Origin of the sequence: Flavobacterium sp. Arc2 (assembly GCF_041431385.1) — a bacterium.
GTDB lineage: Bacteria > Bacteroidota > Bacteroidia > Flavobacteriales > Flavobacteriaceae > Flavobacterium.
The window spans coordinates 73,850-96,378 of the sequence record NZ_JASMRH010000014.1; the positions used below are offsets into that span (position 1 = coordinate 73,850).

22 protein-coding genes are annotated in these 22,529 nt (G+C 34.6%); 16 read left to right on the forward strand and 6 right to left on the reverse strand.

All coding sequences use genetic code 11. The annotated features are described in order from the left end of the window. The first annotated feature begins 35 nt into the window (after window positions 1-35). The 15 genes from QO182_RS11280 (at window position 36) to QO182_RS11350 (ending at window position 13,552) form a co-directional block, all read left to right on the forward strand. Window positions 36-230, forward strand: a complete 195-nt coding sequence (locus QO182_RS11280) for a cold-shock protein (protein ID WP_007137066.1) — start codon at window positions 36-38, stop codon at window positions 228-230. Between the two features lie 242 nt (window positions 231-472). Beyond that, window positions 473-838, forward strand: coding sequence for an NADH-quinone oxidoreductase subunit A (locus QO182_RS11285; protein WP_091085077.1), 366 nt, complete (start codon window positions 473-475; stop codon window positions 836-838). Between the two features lie 72 nt (window positions 839-910). After that, a complete protein-coding gene (locus QO182_RS11290) occupies window positions 911-1,459 on the forward strand; it encodes an NADH-quinone oxidoreductase subunit B (RefSeq protein ID WP_371540871.1) in 549 nt (182 codons plus the stop codon). Window positions 1,460-1,463: 4 nt separating this feature from the next. Beyond that, a complete protein-coding gene (locus QO182_RS11295; protein ID WP_371561685.1) occupies window positions 1,464-1,985 on the forward strand; it encodes an NADH-quinone oxidoreductase subunit C in 522 nt (173 codons plus the stop codon). A gap of 32 nt (window positions 1,986-2,017) precedes the next feature. Then, window positions 2,018-3,256 carry an NADH-quinone oxidoreductase subunit D gene (locus QO182_RS11300; protein ID WP_371540869.1) on the forward strand — a complete coding sequence of 413 codons (1,239 nt, stop codon included), beginning with the start codon at window positions 2,018-2,020 and terminating at the stop codon, window positions 3,254-3,256. A 4-nt stretch (window positions 3,257-3,260) separates the two neighbouring features. Then, window positions 3,261-3,791 (forward strand): NADH-quinone oxidoreductase subunit NuoE, encoded by a 531-nt coding sequence (gene nuoE, locus QO182_RS11305; protein WP_371540868.1) that lies wholly within the window; start codon window positions 3,261-3,263, stop codon window positions 3,789-3,791. Window position 3,792: 1 nt separating this feature from the next. Continuing rightward, entirely contained in the window at window positions 3,793-5,160 is a 1,368-nt protein-coding gene (gene nuoF, locus QO182_RS11310) for an NADH-quinone oxidoreductase subunit NuoF (protein ID WP_371540867.1), read from the forward strand. A gap of 82 nt (window positions 5,161-5,242) precedes the next feature. Beyond that, window positions 5,243-6,292, forward strand: a complete 1,050-nt coding sequence (locus QO182_RS11315) for a 2Fe-2S iron-sulfur cluster-binding protein (RefSeq protein WP_371540866.1) — start codon at window positions 5,243-5,245, stop codon at window positions 6,290-6,292. 3 nt (window positions 6,293-6,295) lie between these two features. Then, entirely contained in the window at window positions 6,296-7,348 is a 1,053-nt protein-coding gene (nuoH, locus tag QO182_RS11320) for an NADH-quinone oxidoreductase subunit NuoH (protein ID WP_371540865.1), read from the forward strand. Between the two features lie 98 nt (window positions 7,349-7,446). Beyond that, the gene (locus QO182_RS11325) at window positions 7,447-7,992 is read left to right on the forward strand and encodes an NADH-quinone oxidoreductase subunit I (RefSeq protein ID WP_074723987.1); all 546 of its coding nucleotides are present in this window, start codon (window positions 7,447-7,449) and stop codon (window positions 7,990-7,992) included. Further along, window positions 7,992-8,504, forward strand: a complete 513-nt coding sequence (locus QO182_RS11330) for an NADH-quinone oxidoreductase subunit J (RefSeq protein WP_091085098.1) — start codon at window positions 7,992-7,994, stop codon at window positions 8,502-8,504. Before QO182_RS11325 ends, QO182_RS11330 begins: the two co-directional genes overlap by 1 nt. Window position 8,505: 1 nt before the next feature. Next, window positions 8,506-8,826, forward strand: coding sequence for an NADH-quinone oxidoreductase subunit NuoK (nuoK, locus tag QO182_RS11335; protein ID WP_074723985.1), 321 nt, complete (start codon window positions 8,506-8,508; stop codon window positions 8,824-8,826). Window positions 8,827-8,832: 6 nt separating this feature from the next. Beyond that, window positions 8,833-10,716, forward strand: a complete 1,884-nt coding sequence (nuoL, locus tag QO182_RS11340; protein WP_371561687.1) for an NADH-quinone oxidoreductase subunit L — start codon at window positions 8,833-8,835, stop codon at window positions 10,714-10,716. 9 nt (window positions 10,717-10,725) lie between these two features. Continuing rightward, a complete protein-coding gene (locus QO182_RS11345) occupies window positions 10,726-12,168 on the forward strand; it encodes a NuoM family protein (protein WP_371540861.1) in 1,443 nt (480 codons plus the stop codon). A gap of 13 nt (window positions 12,169-12,181) precedes the next feature. Continuing rightward, window positions 12,182-13,552, forward strand: a complete 1,371-nt coding sequence (locus QO182_RS11350; RefSeq protein ID WP_371540859.1) for an NADH-quinone oxidoreductase subunit N — start codon at window positions 12,182-12,184, stop codon at window positions 13,550-13,552. 185 nt (window positions 13,553-13,737) lie between these two features. Here QO182_RS11350 and QO182_RS11355 read toward each other — a convergent pair whose 3' ends face one another. Together QO182_RS11355 and QO182_RS11360 are read right to left on the reverse strand one after the other, a co-directional pair. After that, window positions 13,738-14,385 (reverse strand): hypothetical protein, encoded by a 648-nt coding sequence (locus QO182_RS11355; RefSeq protein ID WP_371540857.1) that lies wholly within the window; start codon window positions 14,383-14,385, stop codon window positions 13,738-13,740. A gap of 550 nt (window positions 14,386-14,935) precedes the next feature. Next, window positions 14,936-15,697: an NUDIX hydrolase gene (locus tag QO182_RS11360; protein ID WP_371540855.1), complete on the reverse strand. Its 762-nt coding sequence runs from the start codon at window positions 15,695-15,697 to the stop codon at window positions 14,936-14,938. 326 nt (window positions 15,698-16,023) lie between these two features. On the opposite strand from QO182_RS11360, the gene QO182_RS11365 reads away from it, so the two are divergent. Beyond that, window positions 16,024-17,508, forward strand: a complete 1,485-nt coding sequence (locus QO182_RS11365; protein ID WP_371540853.1) for a mannitol dehydrogenase family protein — start codon at window positions 16,024-16,026, stop codon at window positions 17,506-17,508. A 114-nt stretch (window positions 17,509-17,622) separates the two neighbouring features. On the opposite strand, the gene QO182_RS11370 is transcribed toward QO182_RS11365, so the two are convergent. From QO182_RS11370 to QO182_RS11385, 4 genes are read right to left on the reverse strand one after another with little or no spacing between them, the layout of a single operon-like run. After that, window positions 17,623-18,513, reverse strand: a complete 891-nt coding sequence (locus tag QO182_RS11370; protein WP_371540851.1) for a carbohydrate kinase — start codon at window positions 18,511-18,513, stop codon at window positions 17,623-17,625. Beyond that, window positions 18,513-20,009, reverse strand: a complete 1,497-nt coding sequence (locus tag QO182_RS11375; RefSeq protein WP_371540849.1) for a mannitol dehydrogenase family protein — start codon at window positions 20,007-20,009, stop codon at window positions 18,513-18,515. Before QO182_RS11375 ends, QO182_RS11370 begins: the two co-directional genes overlap by 1 nt. Before the next feature lie 3 nt (window positions 20,010-20,012). Then, window positions 20,013-20,987: an ABC transporter permease gene (locus QO182_RS11380; protein ID WP_371540848.1), complete on the reverse strand. Its 975-nt coding sequence runs from the start codon at window positions 20,985-20,987 to the stop codon at window positions 20,013-20,015. Window positions 20,988-21,004: 17 nt separating this feature from the next. Beyond that, on the reverse strand, window positions 21,005-22,522 hold the full coding sequence (locus QO182_RS11385; protein WP_371561689.1) for a sugar ABC transporter ATP-binding protein: 1,518 nt from the start codon (window positions 22,520-22,522) through the stop codon (window positions 21,005-21,007). Between the last annotated feature and the right edge of the window lie 7 nt (window positions 22,523-22,529).

Genomic DNA, 22,529 nt, shown 5'->3' on the forward strand with positions numbered 1-22,529 from the left:
CATTTGCTTCATTATAAATTATTATTACTATTACAATGCGTACAGGTACAGTTAAATTTTTCAATGAGTCAAAAGGTTACGGATTCATTACAGACGAAGAAACAGGAAAAGACATTTTTGTTCACGCTTCAGGAATCAACGCGGAAGAATTACGCGAAGGTGACAGAGTTAGCTATGAAGAAGAAGAAGGAAGAAAAGGAAAAGTTGCTGCGAAAGTAGCAGTTATCTAAGCAAAAAAATATTTTTTTTGCCTACGAATGTTTAAAACGTTTCGATTTATATCGGAACGTTTTTTTTTGCTTAAATCTTAAAAACAGACTTGCAAAAAAGAGAATTCAAATTATTATTTATAATCATTAAAAATTACGAAGTACTTTGATTTTCAATGTAACTAAATCTTGTATTACACTTGTGTTTTAATTCCTTGAAACCTATCTTTGCTGCTTATTTTAGCACATAAAAATCATTAATTATGCAATCTGATCAGTTAAGTTATATACCGATTTTAATACAGTTTTTATTAGCTGCCGGTTTTGTAGTGGGAACTATTATCGTTTCTGGGAAATTAGGACCTAAGAGAAAGTCAGAAATCAAAGACAAAAACTTTGAATGTGGAGTTGAATCCATAGGAAATGCACGTATTCCGTTCTCTGTAAAATACTTTCTTGTCGCGATTTTGTTTGTTCTGTTTGATGTAGAAGTTATCTTTCTTTATCCGTGGGCAATCAACTTCAAAGAATTAGGAATGGAAGGAATGGTTAAAATGGTCATATTCATGCTTTTACTATTGGTTGGTTTTTTCTATATCATCAAAAAGAAAGCGTTAGAGTGGGAATAAAAATTATTTAAAGATTGAATTTAAATTCTAGACAATTTATAATTCAAAATTTATAATTCAAAATAATAAAAAATGAGTAATTCAAGTATAAAAATGGTTGAGCCGCCAGAAGGTGTTGTTGGAGAAGGATTTTTCGCCACAAAACTGAATGATGTTGTAGGTATGGCTCGTGCCAATTCGCTTTGGCCATTACCCTTTGCAACTTCTTGTTGTGGTATTGAATTCATGGCTACCATGGCTTCGCATTATGATTTAGCACGATTTGGCTCTGAACGTGTGAGTTTTTCTCCTCGTCAAGCAGATATGCTAATGGTTATGGGAACTATTTCTAAAAAAATGGCTCCTATTTTACGTCAGGTATACGAACAAATGTCAGAACCAAGATGGGTTATTGCCGTTGGTGCTTGTGCTTCCTCAGGAGGTATTTTTGACACCTACTCAGTTCTTCAAGGAATTGATAAAGTAATACCAGTTGACGTTTACGTACCAGGTTGCCCTCCTAGACCAGAGCAAATTGTAGATGGCGTAATGAAATTACAAGAATTGGTTAGAACAGAATCCGTAAGAAGAAGAAGTTCTCCGGAGTACCAAGAATTATTGGCCTCTTATAATATCAAATAACGATATGGCATTAGAAAATATAGATATTCAAGATAAATTAACGGAAACGTTTGGTGATCATGTCTTTCATTTTAATCAAGAAAAAGACATCTTTTCATTTGAAGCAGCTGCAGACAAAATCACAGCTATTATCCTTTTTTTGAAAAACGATCCTTTATTGCGTTTTAACTTTTTAACTGACTTATGTGGAATACATTATCCAGATAATGAAGTTGACAGACAATTTACAATCGTGTATCACATGCACAATTGGTACGATAACAAGCGTATCAAAATCAAAACTTTTATTAATGGTGAAAAACCGGAGATAAAAACCATCTCTAACATTTTCCTAAGTGCAAACTGGATGGAAAGAGAAACCTACGATTTTTACGGAGTAGACTTCATCGGTCACCCCCAATTGAAACGTATTTTGAACATGGATGAAATGATTTCATTTCCTATGCGTAAAGAGTTTCCATTGGAAGATGGCGGACGAACAGACAAAGACGACCGTTTTTTCGGTAGAACAATAGACAATTGCTAAAAAAACAATCTATAATTTTTCACATTCTATAAATGTCAGAACTATTATTACCACCAGAGCATCGATATGCTAAAATCATAAAAGAGAAGCTAAATGAGGATGGAAGCGAACTTTCAATCCTAAATTTAGGTCCTACTCACCCCGCTACGCACGGAATCTTTCAAAACATTTTGTTGATGGATGGGGAACGTATTTTAGAAGCGGAACCTACTATTGGTTACATACACCGCGCTTTTGAAAAAATTGCAGAAAATCGTCCTTTTTACCAAATTACTCCCCTTACAGACCGAATGAACTATTGCTCCTCTCCTATTAATAATATGGGATGGTGGATGACTTTAGAAAAACTACTAGATATTGAAGTACCAAAACGTGCTCAGTATTTAAGGGTTATTGTAATGGAATTAGCGAGAATTACAGATCACCTTATTTGTAATTCCATTTTAGGAGTTGACACCGGTGCTTACACTGGGTTCCTTTACGTTTTTCAATTTAGAGAAAAAGTATATGAGATTTACGAGGAAATTTGTGGTGCTCGATTAACAACTAATATGGGAAGAATTGGTGGTTTTGAAAGAGACTGGTCGCCAGAAGCTTTCAGAAAATTAGATGTGTTTTTAGAAGAATTCCCAGTTGCTTGGAAAGAATTCGAAAATCTATTTGAAAGAAATAGAATTTTTATGGATCGTACCATAAATGTAGGGGCCATATCTGCTGAGAAAGCAATTTCCTACGGATTTACAGGGCCTAATTTACGTGCTGCAGGTGTTGATTACGACGTTCGTGTCGCACAACCATATAGCTCTTATGAAGATTTTGACTTTATAATTCCTGTTGGAAAATCTGGAGATACCTATGATCGTTTTTGCGTTCGTAATGCTGAAGTTTGGGAAAGCTTAAGTATCATTCGTCAAGCACTAGCAAAAATGCCAGAAGGAAACGATTTTCATGCTGAAGTTCCAGATTATTATCTTCCTCCAAAAGAAGATGTTTACACTAGCATGGAGTCCCTAATATACCACTTTAAAATTGTAATGGGAGAAGTTCCTGTTCCAGTTGCAGAAATATACCACCCTGTAGAGGGAGGAAACGGAGAATTAGGTTTTTATTTAGTAACTGACGGAAGTCGCACACCGTATAGACTTCATTTTAGAAGACCTTGCTTTATATATTATCAAGCTTATCCAGAAATGATAAAAGGTGCATTACTATCTGATGCGATTGTTATTTTATCAAGTTTAAATGTAATTGCTGGAGAATTAGACGCATAAAATTATGGAACGTAAACATTACAAACAAGAAATAAATATGACTGAAGCATTGATGACTCGCATCAATGAATTAATTAGTCATTACCCTGAAGACAAAAGAAAATCAGCTTTATTACCCGTTTTACATGAAGTTCAAGATGCTCACGACAATTGGTTGAGTATTGAATTAATGGATAAAGTAGCTGAAATCATCCAAATATTACCAATTGAGGTATATGAGGTTGTTTCTTTTTATTCGATGTACAATCAAAAACCTGTTGGAAAATTCCTATTTGAATTTTGTCAAACTTCGCCATGTTGCTTAAACGGAACAGAAGATTTGATGGACTACACTTGTGAAAAACTAGGTGTGAAAATGGGAGAAACTACTGCAGACGGACTTTTTGAAGTAAAAGGAGTAGAGTGTTTAGGAGCATGTGGTTATGCACCAATGATGCAATTAGGCGATTTTTACAAAGAGCATCTTACACAAGAAAAAATCGATCAATTAATCATTGATTGCCGAGATAATAAAATAATACTACACGATAAATAATATGTCAAAAAAGATATTATTAGACAAAATCAAGATTCCAGGAATCAAAACCTATGAAGTATATCGCCAGAACGGTGGTTATGCCTCAGTGGAAAAAGCAATGAAAGCGATGACTCCTGACGAAGTTGTTGAGCAAGTTAAAGCATCAGGACTTCGTGGTCGTGGTGGTGCTGGATTCCCCGCTGGATTGAAATGGAGTTTTATTGATAAAAAATCAGGAAAACCAAGACATTTAGTTTGTAATGCGGATGAATCTGAGCCAGGAACTTTCAAAGATCGCTACTTGATGGAATTTATTCCTCATTTATTGATCGAAGGAATGATTACTTCCAGTTTTGCTTTGGGTGCAAACCTATCGTACATCTACATACGTGGAGAATACATGTGGGTTTATAAAATTTTAGAAAGAGCCATTGCCGAAGCGAAAGCCGCAGGTTGGTTAGGTAAAAACATACTAGGAACAGGATACGACTTAGAACTATACGTTCATTGTGGTGCTGGTGCCTACATTTGTGGTGAAGAAACCGCTCTTATTGAATCATTGGAAGGAAAAAGAGGTAATCCTCGTATTAAGCCACCATTCCCAGCAGTATCTGGATTGTGGGCTAACCCTACAGTGGTAAATAATGTTGAAACTATTGCATCAGTGCCATGGATTGTAAATAATTCAGGTGATGATTATGCTAAAATTGGAATCGGAAGATCTACGGGAACCAAATTAATTTCGGCTTCAGGACACGTAAAAAATCCTGGTGTTTATGAAATTGAGTTGGGACTAAGCGTTTACGAATTCATGAATTCAGATGAATATTTAGGAGGAATGAGTTCTGACAGACCCTTGAAAGCATTAGTGCCAGGAGGTTCATCAGTGCCCATTTTACCTGCTGATTTAATATACAAAACAGCTAACGGTGAAGACCGTTTGATGTCTTACGAATCACTAAGTGATGGTGGATTTGCAACAGGATCGATGTTAGGTTCTGGAGGGTTCATTGTATATAATGACACTTCTTGTATCGTGCGTAACACTTGGAATTTTGCTCGTTTTTATCATCATGAAAGTTGCGGACAATGTTCGCCATGTCGTGAAGGTACGGGCTGGTTAGAAAAAGTGCTATGGCGTATTGAAAATGGTCAGGGACGTGAAGAGGATATCGATTTGCTATGGAGTATTCAAAGTAAAATTGAAGGAAACACGATTTGTCCACTAGGTGATGCGGCTTCATGGCCAGTAGCAGCAGCTATTCGTCACTTTAGAGATGAGTTTGAATATCACGTTCGTTTCCCAGAAAAAATAAAAAACAGAAATCATTTTGTTGAAGAACCATTTGCTCAAGTAAAGCACTTAGTAACAAAACAAATAGTTTAAAATAGTATCTAAATTTTCATATTTAAAGTTTTGCGTCCAACAACTTGAAACTTTAAACCTGAAACTTTAAACAAAAAGATAAATGAAAGTAACAATAGACGGTCAAGCAATTGAAGTAGAACCAGGAACAACTATTCTGCAAGCAGCGCGTATGATAGGTGGAGAATCTGTGCCACCAGCAATGTGCTATTACTCTAAATTAAAAGGAAGTGGTGGAAAATGCCGTTGTTGCTTAGTTGAAGTAGCTAAAGGTAGTGAAGCAGACCCTAGACCTATGCCAAAACTAATGGCTTCCTGTGTTACAGGATGCATGGACGGTATGGAAATTAACAGTAAATCTTCTGACAGAGTAAAAGAAGCCAGAGAATCAGTAACAGAATTCTTATTGATCAATCACCCACTAGACTGTCCTGTTTGTGACCAAGCGGGAGAATGTGATTTACAAGATCTAAGTTTTGAACACGGTAAAGCTAAAAGTAGATTTATAGAGGAGAAAAGAACATTTGAGCCAGAAAACATTGGTCCAAATATTCAATTACATATGAATCGTTGTATTCTTTGCTACCGTTGTGTGATGGTTGCTGATCAATTGACAGACAATCGTGTACACGGTGTGATGGATAGAGGAGATCATTCGAATATTTCGACTTGTATTTCTAAAGCTATCGACAATGAGTTTTCAGGAAATATGATTGATGTATGTCCAGTAGGTGCATTAACTGATAAAACTTTTAGGTTTAAATCTAGAGTTTGGTTCAACAAGCCTTACAATGCTCATAGAGAGTGTACAACCCCTGGATGTTGTGGAAAAACAACCCTATGGATGTTTGGAGACGAAATTCAAAGAGTTACGGGCCGTAAAGATGTTTATCATGAAGTAGAAGAATTCATTTGCAACGAATGCCGTTTTGACCACAAAACACCTGCTGACTGGGTTATTGAAGGGCCAAGAGCATTTGACAAAGATTCTGTTATCAATCAAAATAATTACACGCAAGAATTAAAAACAGTTGTAATCGATACCGAAGATTTTATATTAAGAGGTAGAGAACAAGACCGTTTAAAAATAAGCATGCCAGCTATCCCTTTGGATAAAGAAGAAGAGGAAGATTTTAAACATGGTAACATTTAGAAAATGGATAGTACTATAATTATAGAGAAAAGCGTTATTATTTTAGTTGTTTTTGGAATTACAATGCTAATGGCAATGTATTCTACTTTGGCTGAAAGAAAAGTAGCCGCTTGGCTTCAAGATCGTATCGGTCCAAATAGAGCTGGAAAAGGTGGACTATTACAACCGCTGGCAGATGGATTAAAATTATTTTCGAAAGAAGAATTTGAACCAGATACACCAAACCGTTTATTGTTTTTTGCAGGACCTGCCATCGCGATGACTACTGCTTTAATGACAAGTGCCGTTATTCCTTGGGGTGATCATTTTCACCTTTTTGGTAGAGATATCATCTTACAGGCAACTGACATAGATGTTGCCTTGCTTTACCTTATTGGAGTAATGTCAATAGGTGTATACGGAATCATGATTGGTGGATGGGCTTCTAATAACAAATTTTCATTAATTGGTGCTGTTCGTGCGGCTTCCCAAATGATCTCTTATGAGGTTGCCATGGGACTTTCGTTGATCGCTCTATTAATGATGACCGGAACGTTGAGTTTGAGAGAAATCTCGTTGCAACAATCTGGAATGAACTGGAATGTTTTTTACCAACCGTTGTCGTTCTTGATCTTCTTAATCTGTGCTTTTGCAGAAACAAATAGAACTCCATTTGATTTAGCAGAATGTGAAACAGAATTAATTGGTGGGTACCATACAGAGTATTCCTCTATGAAAATGGGTTTCTACTTATTTGCTGAATATGCTAATATGTTTATCTCTTCTACTATCCTTGCTGTTTTATTCTTTGGAGGATATAATTATCCGGGAATGAGTTGGGCAGTTGAAAATTGGGGTGTAAACCTTGCCAATGTAATAGGAATCGTCGCTTTATTTATCAAAATATGTGGTTTCATTTTCCTTTACATGTGGGTACGATGGACTATTCCAAGATTTAGATACGATCAACTGATGCATTTGGGATGGAGAATATTAATACCCCTTTCCATCGTCAATATTATTATTACTGGAATTGTAATTTTGAGAGCAGAAATAGCAATTTATTTAGGATTTTAAATAGAAGTGAAAAATGTCTAGCCCTGATAGAAGTGAAAATCCCACGCCTTTTGCGTGGATTGTAACGGATAGCAGGAATAGCTTCAAAAAAATAAAAAATGTCAATAGAAACCATATCCTTATCTGGAAGAAAAAAAGTAGTCTCTAACAAAGAGATGTCTTTTTTGGAAAAAATGTATCTACTTGCGATTGTCAAAGGAATGATAATCACGATTAAGCATTTATTTACAAGAAAAGTCACCATTCAATATCCTGAACAGGTACGTGAAATGAGTCCGGTTTACCGTGGTCAGCACCAATTGAAACGTGACGAACAAGGTAGAGAAAATTGTACTGCTTGTGGATTATGTGCTTTGTCATGTCCTGCAGAAGCGATAACAATGAAAGCGGAAGAACGCAAGCCAGAGGAAAAACATTTGTATAGAGAAGAGAAATATGCTTCGATATATGAAATCAATATGTTGCGTTGTATTTTTTGTGGATTGTGTGAAGAAGCGTGTCCAAAAGACGCCATCTACTTGACAACCTCAAAAACACTAGTTGCTTCTAGTTATGACAGAGAAGATTTCATTTATGGAAAAGATAAATTAGTCATGCCTTTAGATATCGCAATGCAAAATGCACAACTTAAAAACGCTAACTAATGTCAACTATACTAATTATCTTTTGTGTTTTAGCAGCTGTCTCTATTGCTACAGCTTTTTTGGCAATCTTTAGCAGAAATCCTATTCACAGTGCTTTATGGCTTGTAATTTGTTTTTTCTCAATTGCAGGACATTATCTATTACTTAACTCTCAATTTCTAGCCATTGTTCACATCATTGTCTACTCTGGAGCGATTATGATTCTATTCTTATTCACCATCATGTTGATGAACCTGAATAAAGAAAATGAAGTTCATAAACCTAGAATTACACGATTAGGAGCAATTGTTTCTTTTTGCTTAATCTGTATCGTTTTGATTTTGGTTTTCATCAACTCTAAACCTATCGTTGGAGAATACATCACTACTGGAGAGGATTACCAATCTATCAAAGTATTGGGTAAAGTCTTATTGAATGAGTATATGGTTCCGTTTGAATTTGCATCTATATTGCTTTTAGTAGCAATGATTGGAACGGTTTTATTGTCTAAAAAAGAAAAAACAGAGAAATAACATGAACAATATTTTAAATGAAATAGGCATCGAAAACTACATTTTCCTTTCTACGATACTTTTTTGTATTGGGGTATTTGGAGTTTTATACAGACGTAATGCAATTATCGTATTTATGTCTATCGAAATTATGCTGAATGCAGTCAATCTTTTGTTTGTTGCATTTTCTACGTATCACCAAGATGCACAGGGACAAATTTTCGTCTTTTTCTCTATGGCTGTAGCTGCTGCCGAAGTTGCTGTAGGTTTAGCTATTCTAGTTTCTATATTTAGGAATTTAGGCTCAATTGACATCAATAATTTAAAAAACTTAAAAGGATAAATTATAATGAATACGAATTTAGCTTTACTCTTATTATTAGCTCCTTTTTTAGGATTTTTATTTAATGTTTTCTTTGGAAAAAGTATCGGAAAAACAGCTTCTGGAGTTATTGGAACCCTTGCTGTTTTTACTTCCTTTTTGGCTTCAGCTTATTTCTTCGGAGTAATTGTTGCAAATCCTGAGGGGATTCAAATTTCGCTTTTCGATTGGATTCAAATCAGCAACTTTAAAGTAGATTTTGGTTTTCTATTAGACCAATTATCGATCTTATGGCTGCTTTTTGTTACTGGAATTGGTGCACTGATACATATGTACTCTATCAGCTATATGCATGATGACGAGAACATGCATAAGTACTTTGCTTATCTGAACCTATTTATCTTCTTCATGATTACTTTGGTAATAGGAAGTAACTTATTAGTGTTATTCATCGGTTGGGAAGGCGTTGGTCTTTGTTCTTACCTACTAATCGGATTTTGGCATAAAAATCAAGAGTTCAATGATGCAGCTAAGAAAGCGTTCATCATGAACAGAATTGGAGATTTAGGTTTACTAATTGGAATCTTCATCATAGGATCATTATTCTCTACTTTAGATTACGCTACTTTAAAAACAGCAATAACTGGTGCTACAGATTTGAATATGTATTGGATCTCTGCTGCTGCTTTTGCTTTATTTATTGGAGCTTGTGGAAAATCAGCACAAATTCCATTATACACTTGGTTACCTGATGCGATGGCAGGTCCAACACCGGTTTCAGCTTTAATACATGCTGCAACGATGGTAACTGCGGGTATCTTTATGATTACGAGATTAAATTACATATTTGATCTAGCTCCAGATGTACAAAATATAATCGCCATTGTAGGTGCTGTTACTTCTCTTGTAGCTGCAACGATCGCTTTGGTTCAAACCGACATTAAAAAAGTGCTCGCTTACTCTACCGTTTCTCAATTAGGATTGATGTTCTTGGCTTTAGGACTTGGTGCTTATGAAGTAGCCGTTTTCCACGTAATTACACATGCTTTTTTCAAAGCTTCTTTGTTCCTAGGTTCTGGATCAGTTATTCATGCTTTACACGGAGAACAAGACATGCGTAAAATGGGTGGATTGAAAAAAGTAATGAAAATCACATTTATTACCTTCTTAATATCTTCATTAGCAATATCAGGAATACCTCCTTTTTCTGGGTTCTTCTCTAAAGATGAAATCTTGATGGTGGCTTTTGAGCACAACAAAATACTTTGGTTCATCGCTTCATTAGCATCTTTAATGACCGCTTTCTATATGTTTAGATTGTTATACCTTACTTTCTTCAAAGAATTCAGAGGTACCGCAGAACAAAAAAGTCATTTACATGAAAGTCCAGCTTTGATTACATTCCCTTTAATTGTTTTGGCAATTTTAGCAACAATAGGTGGATTGATTAGTTTACCAACTAATAGCTGGCTGAACGAATACTTAGCGCCTCTATTTACAAAAGTAGCAACAGAAGAACACCACTTTGGAACTTCAGAATATATGTTGATGCTAGTTGCTGTTATTGGTGGACTAGTAGGTATTGGAATTGCTTATGCCAAATACATCAAACAAAATCAAGTTCCTGCTGAAGATGCAGCTATTACAGGTTTTACAAAAGTGTTATACAATAAATATTATGTAGATGAAATCTATGACTTTTTATTCGTGAAATCAATCAATGGCTTGTCAAGATTCTTTAGAGATAATGTGGAAACCACCTTGACCTCTCTAGTTTTTGGATTAGGAAAAGTAACCAATGAAATAGGGTTTCAAGGAAAAAAATTACAAAGCGGAAGTATTGGTTTTTATCTTTTTGCTTTTGTTTTAGGCATGTGTGCCATTGTAACCTATTTATTTTTAGTTCAATAATTTTATACTATGAATGTATCTATACTGTTAATTATACTTTTTGTTGGCGCCTTTGCAACGTATTTGGCTGGTGACAAACTGGCTTCAAAAGTAGCATTGTTCTTTTCCCTAGCATCTCTAGGATGTGCAATTGTATTGTTAAATCAATTTAATGCTGGCGAAAACATTAGTGTTATCCACCAATGGATCAACCAACCTAACATTTCATTTGCACTTCAAGCAGATGGTTTATCAATCGCAATGCTTCTATTGACATTAGCATTGACACCTATCATTATATTTTCTTCTTTTGAGAATGAATATAAAAATGCAAAAGCATTTTATGCTCTGATTCTTTTTATGGCTTTTGCCATGGTAGGAACGTTCTTAGCTTCTGATGGTCTTTTATATTACATCTTCTGGGAACTATCTTTAATCCCTATTTATTTCATTGCCTTAATTTGGGGTAACGGTGATGCTGAAGAACGTAAAAAAGCGGTAATAAAATTCTTCATCTACACACTAGCTGGGTCTTTATTTATGCTAATTGCATTTGTTTATTTATACCAACAAGCGGGAAGCTTTTTACTAGAAGATTTATACAAATTAAATTTATCAGCAACAGAACAATTGTGGATATTCTTGGCCTTTTTCTTAGCTTACGCTATTAAAATCCCACTTATTCCTTTCCATACTTGGCAAGCAAGCGTATATCAAAAAGCACCTGCAGTAGGAACGATGTTGCTTTCAGGGATTATGCTGAAAATGGGATTGTACAGTATTATTCGCTGGCAATTACCTATTGCTCCACTTGCCGCAAAAGAATACATGTATATCTTCATAAGCCTTGGAATTGCTGGAGTAATCTATGGTTCAATTGTTGCTTTGAGACAAAAAGACTTAAAGAAATTACTAGCTTACTCTTCATTAGCTCACGTTGGACTAATTGCAGCAGGTACTTATACATTGACAATTGACGGATTACGCGGTGCAGTTTTACAAATGATTGCTCACGGATTTGTAGTAGTTGGATTATTTTTTATCTCTGAAATCATATTTAGGAGATATGAAACTCGAAACATCTCTGAAATGGGTGGTATTCGTTCGCAATCACCAAAATTTGCTTCGATGTTCTTACTTCTGGTATTAGCGTCTGTTGCGCTTCCTACTACTTTCAACTTTGTTGGGGAATTCACGGTATTATACAGTCTTTCACAAATAAATGTATGGTTTGCCTTTTTAGGAGGAACAACTATCATCTTGGGAGCTTACTACATGTTGAAAATGTACCAACAAGTGATGCTTGGAGAAACAAATACAAAAGTATTTGCCGATGTTACTTTTAAAGAAGGATTTGCTTTGGTTGCTATCATAGCAGTTTTATTCTTTTTTGGGATGTATCCAAAACCAATTACAGACTTAATCACACCAAGTTTGGAAAATATTTTAACTCATATTAATAGAATTAACTAGTCAAATAAAAAAAATGAATACATTAATAGCTATAATAGGATTAGGTGTTTTATGCCTTTTATTTGAAATTTTCGATCTAAGAAAAGCCATTGTTCCCATAACAATTATTGGGTTACTTGCCATTCTAGGCCTTGATATCTCAGAATTTAATTCTCCTGAAGCCTACTACAACAACATGATTATTGTGAGTAAATTTTCTACTGCATTCAGTGGTCTGTTTATCATCCTAACCATTTTCTTAGTGGCCTTGAGTCATAAATTCTATGAGCATCACCAAACTAAAATCTCAGATTTTATTGCCATAAAAGTATTTTTATTGGCAGGAACAGTTGCCATGGTTTCTTTTGGAAACTTAGCGATGTTCTTTTTAGGAATCGAAGTATTATCTATTGCCCTATACATTTTGGCGGCAAGCAATAGATTAAGTATAAAAAGTAATGAGGCGGGTTTAAAGTATTTCTTAATGGGATCTTTTGCTTCGGGAATTATCCTTTTTGGTATCTGTCTAATATACGGAGCGATGGGAAGTTTTGATGTTATTGAAATTAGCGAATTATCGCAATCTGCCGAATTGCCTGTTTGGTTCCCAATTGGAATTGTACTGGTTACTATCGGAATGTTTTTCAAAATTGCAGCTGTACCATTTCATTTTTGGGCACCTGATGTTTATGAAGGATCTCCTACCTTGACCACTGCTTTAATGAGCACATTGGCAAAAGTTGTGGCTATCGCCACATTATTTAAATTGCTAACGATTATGCATGCGGACATTTCGCCTTCATTCCAATTAGTTATTGTTATCATATCTATGGCTTCCATGACCGTAGGAAACATAATGGCATTAAGACAAGTAAACGTAAAACGAATACTAGCATTTTCTGGGATATCCCACGCTGGTTTTATGTTAATGACTTTACTAAGTACTACAAATGCTGCTGGGACATTATTGTATTACACCTCAGCTTATGCATTGGCAGGAATCGCAGCCTTTAGTGTAATTATATATGTTTGTAAAAACAACGAAAACGAAGACATCGTTAACTTCCACGGATTAGGAAAAACCAACCCTTTATTAGCGGCTATCTTAACTGCTTCACTATTATCTATGGCGGGAATTCCAATTTTTGCAGGTTTCTTTGCCAAATTGTTTTTATTCAATAACATGCTGCAAGCAGGTTTTCTTGCTTTAGTTATAGTTGCTGTAATCAATTCAATTATAAGCGTAGGATACTACTTTAAAGTGATCATAGCGATGTATACAAAAGAGCCTAATCAAGAAAGAACAGGAACTCCTTTTGTTATTTACGCAGTCGCGGTTATAGCGATTGTCTTGAATATAGCGCTAGGTTTGTATCCATCATTCGTTTTAGATCTACTAGCATAAACTTTATTTAAAATTATACAAGAAACCGTCAAGAATAATTTTGACGGTTTTTTTGTGTCTAAACTTTACGACCATAATCAATTCGCTAGCTTCTAATATCCATTTGACATCTCAGTCTATACAAAACAAAAATCCCGCTGATACAAATACCAGCGGGACTTTTTAAACCAATAATGTACAACAAACTAATTTCTTTTTACGATTCTAACATCTACAGTAGTTGCTACTCTATTATCACGTTGTACAACTTTCGTATCATTAGCTCTATAATCACGGTCGTTTGAGTTCCTGTCACTTCCATATTCATAATCATTATCTTGGTTATGTGCATACCCTCTACCGCCTTTTACAGACCCATAAGTGTCAACAACTTGACCTCTTCGGTTATAGATAATCTCTAAGCCTCCTACTCGTTCCAAAGCAAAACGATTGTATGACATCTGAACAGAACCTATTCGTCTTATTCTATCATTTGAATCAAAATTGATTGAAACATTTCCGATTCGTGTCACATTCCCCCTTCTATCGTATTCCACTTTTACACCGTAATTATCTCTATGAGAAGAAGCAACGTTACCATAGTTTTTATTTCCATTTCCTCTCTTATATGGTTTAAAAGATTTATCTCGGGCTGAAGAACGGGTATTAAAATCAAATTGACCATCGGCAAATACATAGAACTCAATTCCACCTTCTGTGAAAACAACCGGTTCCGCATTTCTAAAATCTACAGCAACTCTTCTCTCACTAGACAAGTTATTTTTTTCTGTTGCATTTGCTACACCACCTCCCATTAAAAGGATACTAGCTACTAAAAAGGTAATTTTTTTCATGATAATTATATTTTGTGTTTTGCCTACTCTTGAGCTTTTCGGCTTACGCTATCTCATTGTTATTTGAAATGAGATATTCAAGTAGTGTGCCAAAATTTAGAATTACCATTTTACAGTTATAGCACAGATCTAGTTTTTTAATTTGTAAAACACTTAAATACAATAATATAAACCACCGTTTACTTGCCGAAAAATAATTTACAGCTAGCCAATATTAACTTTGTTTTAATATAATTACTCTTCGACAAATTCTGTTTTCTTCTGCTTTTGACGACCATTAACTGAAAAAGAAGAGTCGTTTTCTACTAGTTTCATACTTCCCGCAACTACAAATCCACCAAAACAAAACTTCGGTCTCTTATCTAATTTCGATAAAACAAGGCCCGTTAAATTTGCAAATACAAACAACTATTTACTAAAAAGAGTATATTAGAAATAACCAAAAATTATAAGACAATTAGAAAATGTACCAAAAATGTAAAAGCTCCGTAAATTATCCTTAAGAAAATAGATTTATCCAAAAAAAAGCTGCGATTGGGGTTTAGCGTGCTTAAATAAAAAGTTTAACGATCAAGACTAATATCGTACTTACTATATAATCTTTCTCAACAACTTTGTCATATACATCTTTACTAAACATGTATAATTTAGAAGGTTTTTTAGAAATGCCTACTTTTCGTTTGTCTTCTAAAGGAACGATGTAGGGTTTACTGATTGTTTTTTTTCTGAAATTTCGATTATCTAACTCGATATTAAGCAAAATCTCAAAGGCTATTTGAAGTTCATTTAACGTAAATTTTACTGGAACCAAATCAAACATGATAGGTTCTGTCATAATTTTACTTTTTAAATCTTCATATGCATCATTAATAATCAATTGGTGATCAAAACCAACTTCAGGAAGCGATTTAACAGGAAACCATTTAAAATCACTATCCGCACCAATTAGAATATTCTCTTTGGGCAACGTCAAATAATACACTACTGTAATAGTTCTAGCCTCTCCGCCTTGGCTCCTAACCCACAATAAATCTTTGTCTGATTGAACACGTTTCTGATTACCGTAGGTTCTAAACTGTTTTTTGTTAGTGAAACTTTTCTGTGTAACATCCTTTAAAACCCGATCTGCAGACTGCCCTAAATTATTACTCTTAAAAACGTTTTCACCTGGCAAGATCCAATCATCGATTACCGGGTAGTTTTTGTTGTATAAGTTTAAACTACGTTTTTGGAGTAATACACTAAGACTATCTGACCCTAAACCAAAAATTACACAATCGACCGATAAGTTACTTATTTTTCTAAAGTCCATAATTTGATATTGGATTTGCCATCTATTCGCACATTACACAAATATAGCTGTTTTATTTTTTTTATTGGATAATAAATCATTAATCAAGAGTAAAAATCACTCTCTTTTTGAATACTCAATACCTATTAGTAACAAGAAATACACTTCACATTTTCGCAGCCTTATCACCCAATATCCATATGTAATAATGCACATTTAGTATTAACAGTTATTCCCTTGCACTGTATTAAATATCAGACGAAGACATCAACTTAGAATGCCTAATTTCAAATATAATTACGTATTTTTAACGTTTTTAAATTCACTTTTATAGCGTACCAAATACTATGGCAAAATCTTATTATCTTAATGCAGAAAACTTAAGTTCGTTGCCTAAAGATGTTTCCATTCCTTCGTATGATAGGACTCAAATTAAAACTAGTATTTTACACATAGGAGTGAGTAATTTTCATCGCTCACATCAAGCGTATTATATTCACGAGCTAATTGACAAATACAAGGAACTTAACTATGGTATTTGCGGCGTCGACCTATTAGATTCCGACCGTAAAATTTATAATATTTTAAAAGATCAAGACGGACTTTATACTCTTTACACCAAAGAACTTAATGGAAGTCATAAAGCCAAAATAATTGGTTCAATAGTGGAATATTTTTTTGGTCCCGAAAACCCATTAGCTGTTATTGAAAAAATGGCAAATCCAGACATCAAAATAATATCCTTGACTATTGCAGAAGATGGATATCACCTAAATGAGATAACGGGAGAATTTGACATCAATCATCCCGCAGTAATGGAGGATATTAAAAATCCTTTTAGTCCAAAAACAGTTTTTGGTTATCTAACTCAAGCTTTCAAATTAAGAAAACTAAGAAACCTACCGGGTTGTACCGTGCTTTCCTGTGACAATATTAAGTCTAATGGAGATTCCATAAAACAATCACTCTTTAATTATGTGAATAAAACAGAACCTGATCTAGTAGATTGGATTTCAAAAAACACTAGTTTTCCAAATACCATGGTGGACAGAATTACACCAATTACCAATTCTACAGACGTCCAAACGCTTAAAGAAGACTTCTTTATCGATGACCAATGGCCAGTTGTTTGCGAATCTTTTTCGCAATGGGTGATTGAAGATAAATTCATACATGAAAAGCCTACATGGGATAAAGTGGGCGTACAATATACGGATAACATTGGACCATTTGAAAATCTAAAACTTCGATTACTGAATGCCAGCCATACCATACTAGGGATTCTAGGCACTTTACATGGCTATAAGACAGTGCATGAAGCTGCTAACGACTCAGATTTTATGTTTTTTCTAAAAACATTTTTGGATAATGAAGTGACGCCAACACTGACCGATTCAAACAAAGAAAACATAGAGAACTATAAAAACAATTTGTTTTCCCGTTTCCAAAATCCCCATATCAATGACCAATTGTTCCGTATTTGCCAGCAAAGTTCGGCTAAGATTCCCTTATTCATTCTGCCGACAGTCAAATACCAATTACAAAACGGAAAGAACGTTAAAGAAGCTGCTTTTATCATTGCAGCATGGGCAAAATACAATGACGGCGTAGATGATAACGATATGCCTTATGACATTATCGACTCCATGAGTGGCAGACTTATTAGAACGGCGGCACTTTCTATCCAAAACCCACTTAAATTTCTTGAAATCAAATCCGTTTTTGATGACCTGATTGAAAATGAAACTTTCACTTCTTATTACTTAGACGCATTTACTCAACTACGAGAAAATAAAGTAAAGGAATGCATCCAAAATTGGAATGCTAACTAATTTTCAAAAGTAATATCTCATAACAAACGGTGGTAAATAAAAAAGCTTCATGACTCACATCATGAAGCTCTAGTACAAATAAAATCCAGTTCAAGTTAAAAAAAATATATTCCTTTACGAATGTGTTTTACCCATCAAGTCATTAATTGCCGTTTCCTCAATCTTTGGGTTAGCACCTTGGTGACTGGCTACTAATGCACCCATCGCACAAGCATAATCTATAGACTCTTGCGGGTCTGATTTTTTTACTAATTTATTGATAAGAGTTGCTAAAAAAGAATCCCCAGCCCCTACTGTATCTGCAACAGTAATCTTGTATCCCGGATTAGAATAAAAATCACCTTCAAAATACAAAATAGCACCTTCACTTCCTCTAGTCACACAAATGCAATCTGTATTGGTTTTTTGAGCAATAAACAAAATGGTTTCTTCTAATGTTTTATCTTCTGTTCCTAATAATCCAGCGATCTCAATAATTTCGTCGTCATTAAACTTTACAAAATTTGCTTCATTCATTAAGTGCGATAAAACATCAATCGTATAGTAAGGCGCACGTAAATTCACATCAAAAATTTTATATTTTGCTAATTTCAATAGCTCATATAATGTCTCCTTAGATGTTGTCTCTCTGCATGCTAAACTTCCATAAATAAAAATATCAGCGGCTTTGGTAACTTCTATTGCAACATCAGTCATTTCGATTTTGTCCCAAGCGCGCGGTTGCATTATCTCATAAGAAGCAGACCCTTTATCATCTAAGGTCACATTGACTTCACCTGTTTTAAATTTAGAGTCAATTTGGATTCCTTTAGTCTCCACATTATTCTCTTTTAAAAAGGCTATTACTTGGTCTCCTATTTTATCAGTTCCAATTCTACTGATAACAGCCACCTCATTTTGCATAGATTCTAATCTAACAGCAACATTGAGCGGTGCTCCGCCAATCTTTTTATGAGTAGGAAATACATCCCACAATACTTCACCAAAACAGCTTGCTTTTATCATTATTTCTTAATTGAAAAATTACTATTCATCTCCAATATACATTTCTCTACACCAAAAGTTACGATATTTTGATAGGCTTTCGCGAAAGCGTCACTAAAAATCTCCGATTGACTTAAGTTTCCAAAAACAGCTTCCACTTCTAAAAATACTTTTGGATCTTCTTTTGCTAATTTGGCTTTTGCCAAAAGTGTTTCCTGCAAAGCATCTTTAATATTAATCGCTTCATTTTTTTCATTGAAACCTAAACTATAAATTGCCCATGCAGCCACAACAAAAGCAGCATGTTCAATTGCTTTATTCGCTTTTAATTGCTCTTGTACAGTTGGCAAGATGAATTTTGGAATCTTTGCTGAAGTCTCAGAACAGATTCTGTCAATTTGATCCTTGATATAAATATTACTGAAACGGTTTATAAGTGTTTGTTTGTATGCCGTTAAATCCATTCCATCTAAATCACGAAGAATAGGCGTTACCTCAACATCTAAATAGTCAGCTAAGAAAGTTCCAATCGCTGGATCACTAATAGCCTCGTCAATTGTTGAATAACCCATTAAACTACCGAGAATGCCCACAACGGAATGTCCTGCGTTTAGTAAACCCAATTTCATCTTTTCAAATGGAGCTACATTTTTTACAAATTGAACGCCGACAGCCTCCAAATTTGGTCTTCCTGCTATAAACTTATCCTCGATTACCCATTGTTGAAAAGATTCACAAACCACAGGCCATTGGTCTTCTATTCCTGAAACTTCACTAAGTTCAGCAATATCAGCAGGCATTGTAGCAGGCGTAATACGGTCAACCATACTGTTAGGAAAAGATACATTTGCAGCAATCCATTCTAATAAATCAGGTTGCGCAAATTCTACATAAGACAAAAGCATTTTCTTTGCCACGTCTCCATTTCCTTCAATATTATCACAAGATAAAATGGTAACAGCACCACTATTACTTTCTTTACGAAGTTTTAAAGCTTGGGTCAAATATCCAAAAATAGTTATTGGAGCATCGGCATTTTTACTATCGTGTATAATTTGAGGATTGCCAAAATTGAAGGCACCAGTCGCTTCGTTCAAATTATAACCGCCTTCAGTAATGGTAAGGCTTATAATTTTAACTTCAGGATTTGCCATTTTTTCAATCACCGCTTTTGGACTATCCGGAGCAAATAAATATTCAGTAATAGACCCAATAACTCTTTTAGTTAAAGTTCCATCAAGCTCTTTAACTACTAGTGTATATAGACCATCCTGATCTTTAAGCGTATTATATATTTTTTGATCGTAAGACAACAAAGCCACTCCGCAAATACCCCAATTTGCATTAGACTCATCGTGTAACAATTGGTCTAAATACATGGCCTCATGCGCTCTATGAAACCCACCAACACCTACGTGCACGAAGCCTGTCTTAATATTTTCTCGGTTGTAATTGGGTACAGCGACCCTATCAGCAAGTTCTTTTAAACTCCTGTTGTTTAATTTAATATGTTTCATGATTTATTGTTTTTTGCCTTCGAATTTTTGAAATAATACTGCTAGAATGATAATACCTCCCTTAACCACTTGCTGTGGATAAGATGGCACATTTAATAAGTTTAAGATATTCCCTATTAATCCTAAGATAAGCACACCCATTAACGTATTGATTGCTGTTCCTTTACCTCCATTTAAGCTAGCACCACCAATAACTACTGCAGCAATAGCATCTAATTCCCAAGAAACTCCCATGTTAGGAGATCCTAAATTTGTTCTCGAAGCAGTAATAATCGCCGCAATTGCAGCCAAAGAACCTGATATGGCATATACTAAAAATTTGTATTTATTGACTTTAATCCCTGATAAACGAGAAGCTTCTTCGTTGCTTCCCATCGCGATAACTAACCTTCCAAAAACATTGTACTTTAACATTACAGATGTGATTGCCACGATAATAAAAAATACGATGGCAATATTTGGAACCCCAAGTGTTGATTTATTTGCAAAGTCAGACATGAATGTCCCTCCAGCTGAATTAAATGTAACAGGTGAACCTTTAGAATAAATAAATCCTAAACCTCTAGCGATTGTCATTAAAGCTAAAGTGGCTATAAACGGAGCAATTTTTTGATAAGCGACTAAATAACCCGAGAAACTACCTAGAGCAAAACCAAGTAGAACAGTTAATAGTATTGCAAAAGGCAATAAAACTGTATTAACCAAGATAGCAAAGGTAACCGCCAGTAAAGCTACTAACGAACCTACAGAAAGGTCAATTCCGCCTGTTAAGATTACGATTAACATCCCAATACTAATAATTCCTATTCCAGCAACTTGTTTTAATAAATTAGAAAGATTGGTTTCTGTAAAAAACACATCTGAAATTAATGCTGAAAAAATCATTAATAACACAAATATTACAATCGTGTTGTGCTTGATCAAAAACTTTAATATTCCACCAGGAGTACTAAGTTGCTCTTTTATAGTCGTATTCATTGTTTTATATTTAAAATTTAATTTTTTAATTCTTCACCAATAGAATATCTTAAAATATTTTCTTCTGAGAATTTATCTTTAGGTAATTCACCAAATATTCTTCCTTTGTGCATCACTAAAATTCGGTCTGCGATTCCCATAATTTCTGGCATATCTGAAGAAATTACGATAACAGCTACCCCTTTTTTTGCCACTTCATTTATAAGGTTATAAATTTCAACTTTGGCACCAACATCAACTCCTCTAGTAGGTTCGTCAATAATAATCAATTTACTATCGATACTTAACCACTTTGCAAGTGCTACTTTTTGTTGATTACCTCCAGATAAATTTTTAACATCAACCTCAGAACTTGGAGTTTTTATATTTAGTTTTTCTATTAAACCAAGAACATTATTATATTCCTTTTCATTATTTATAAAACCTAGTTTACTTGAAATAGGACTAAAACTAGTAATACTTATATTTTTTCTAATTGAAAGCGGTAAAAACACCCCTTCTTCTTTTCGGTCTTCAGACACAAATCCTATTTCGTGTTTTACAGCTTCAACAGGCGTTTTTGTAGTAATCACTTTTCCGTTTAAGATAAGTGTTCCCGATCTCTTTTTATCGGCACCAAAGATTAGCTTCGCCATCTCGGTTCTTCCACTTCCTCCTAAACCGGCAACACCTAATACTTCTCCCGCTCGTACTGAAAAAGACACATCTTTTACAAAGCCATCAATCCCAGTAAGATTTTTTACTTCAAAAATGGGATCCTCACTTATTGTAGAAGTTCTTGCAGGAAACAAATCGTCTAATTCTCTACCAATCATTAAACGAATAACACCGTCTTTATCAATGTCTTTAGTTGCCATGCTACCAGTATCAATACCATCTTTAAGGACAGTAATAGTATCGGCTATTTTAAATATTTCTTCTAAATGATGCGAAATATAAATGATAGACATACCTCCTTTTTTTAATCGGATAAGGTTTTCAAATAATTTCTTCGCATCATTTGGGTCAAAAACGGTAGTAGGTTCGTCCAAGATCAATACTTTAGTATCTTCTGATAAAGCTTTAGCAATTTCCACTACTTGCTTTTGAACAATACTTAAATCTCTCACCTTGGCCGAAGCATCGATAACAAAACCCAAAGAATCAATTAATTCCTGAGCATCTTTGGTTATTTTTTTCCAATTCATCCAAAACTTACTTGCCCCTAATTTGTGCAAGTAGATATTTTCGGCTACTGATAAATCATTAACTAAAGATAATTCCTGGTATACAACACTAATTCCTAATACCTGACCTTCATGCGTATTTTTAGGATTTATTTCTTTACCATTAAGCAATACCGTACCACTATCTTTTTGATGTACGCCGCTAAGAATTTTAACTAATGTTGATTTTCCCGCGCCATTTTCGCCAAGTAAAGCATGAATTTCCCCATGCTTTACTTTTAAATCAACACCTTCAAGAACAGAAACAACACCAAAACTTTTGGTTATTCCGCTGACTTCAAGTCGGTATTCACTTTCTGAATTTCCCATTTAATTT

Bases quoted from the DNA above. Each gene is read 5' to 3' on its own strand.
- QO182_RS11315 (WP_371540866.1), top strand. From the start codon at position 5,243: ATGAAAGTAACAATAGACGGTCAAGCAATTGAAGTAGAACCAGGAACA.
- QO182_RS11355 (WP_371540857.1), bottom strand. From the start codon at position 14,385: ATGAAAAAAATTACCTTTTTAGTAGCTAGTATCCTTTTAATGGGAGGT.
- QO182_RS11370 (WP_371540851.1), bottom strand. From the start codon at position 18,513: ATGATAAAAGCAAGCTGTTTTGGTGAAGTATTGTGGGATGTATTTCCT.
- QO182_RS11380 (WP_371540848.1), bottom strand. From the start codon at position 20,987: ATGAATACGACTATAAAAGAGCAACTTAGTACTCCTGGTGGAATATTA.
- nuoE (WP_371540868.1), top strand. From the start codon at position 3,261: ATGGAACGTAAACATTACAAACAAGAAATAAATATGACTGAAGCATTG.
- QO182_RS11280 (WP_007137066.1), top strand. From the start codon at position 36: ATGCGTACAGGTACAGTTAAATTTTTCAATGAGTCAAAAGGTTACGGA.
- QO182_RS11360 (WP_371540855.1), bottom strand. From the start codon at position 15,697: ATGGACTTTAGAAAAATAAGTAACTTATCGGTCGATTGTGTAATTTTT.
- QO182_RS11365 (WP_371540853.1), top strand. From the start codon at position 16,024: ATGGCAAAATCTTATTATCTTAATGCAGAAAACTTAAGTTCGTTGCCT.
- nuoK (WP_074723985.1), top strand. From the start codon at position 8,506: ATGAACAATATTTTAAATGAAATAGGCATCGAAAACTACATTTTCCTT.
- nuoL (WP_371561687.1), top strand. From the start codon at position 8,833: ATGAATACGAATTTAGCTTTACTCTTATTATTAGCTCCTTTTTTAGGA.
- nuoH (WP_371540865.1), top strand. From the start codon at position 6,296: ATGGATAGTACTATAATTATAGAGAAAAGCGTTATTATTTTAGTTGTT.
- QO182_RS11375 (WP_371540849.1), bottom strand. From the start codon at position 20,009: ATGAAACATATTAAATTAAACAACAGGAGTTTAAAAGAACTTGCTGAT.
- nuoF (WP_371540867.1), top strand. From the start codon at position 3,793: ATGTCAAAAAAGATATTATTAGACAAAATCAAGATTCCAGGAATCAAA.
- QO182_RS11290 (WP_371540871.1), top strand. From the start codon at position 911: ATGAGTAATTCAAGTATAAAAATGGTTGAGCCGCCAGAAGGTGTTGTT.
- QO182_RS11385 (WP_371561689.1), bottom strand. From the start codon at position 22,522: ATGGGAAATTCAGAAAGTGAATACCGACTTGAAGTCAGCGGAATAACC.
- QO182_RS11285 (WP_091085077.1), top strand. From the start codon at position 473: ATGCAATCTGATCAGTTAAGTTATATACCGATTTTAATACAGTTTTTA.
- QO182_RS11300 (WP_371540869.1), top strand. From the start codon at position 2,018: ATGTCAGAACTATTATTACCACCAGAGCATCGATATGCTAAAATCATA.
- QO182_RS11330 (WP_091085098.1), top strand. From the start codon at position 7,992: ATGTCAACTATACTAATTATCTTTTGTGTTTTAGCAGCTGTCTCTATT.
- QO182_RS11350 (WP_371540859.1), top strand. From the start codon at position 12,182: ATGAATACATTAATAGCTATAATAGGATTAGGTGTTTTATGCCTTTTA.
- QO182_RS11295 (WP_371561685.1), top strand. From the start codon at position 1,464: ATGGCATTAGAAAATATAGATATTCAAGATAAATTAACGGAAACGTTT.
- QO182_RS11325 (WP_074723987.1), top strand. From the start codon at position 7,447: ATGTCAATAGAAACCATATCCTTATCTGGAAGAAAAAAAGTAGTCTCT.
- QO182_RS11345 (WP_371540861.1), top strand. From the start codon at position 10,726: ATGAATGTATCTATACTGTTAATTATACTTTTTGTTGGCGCCTTTGCA.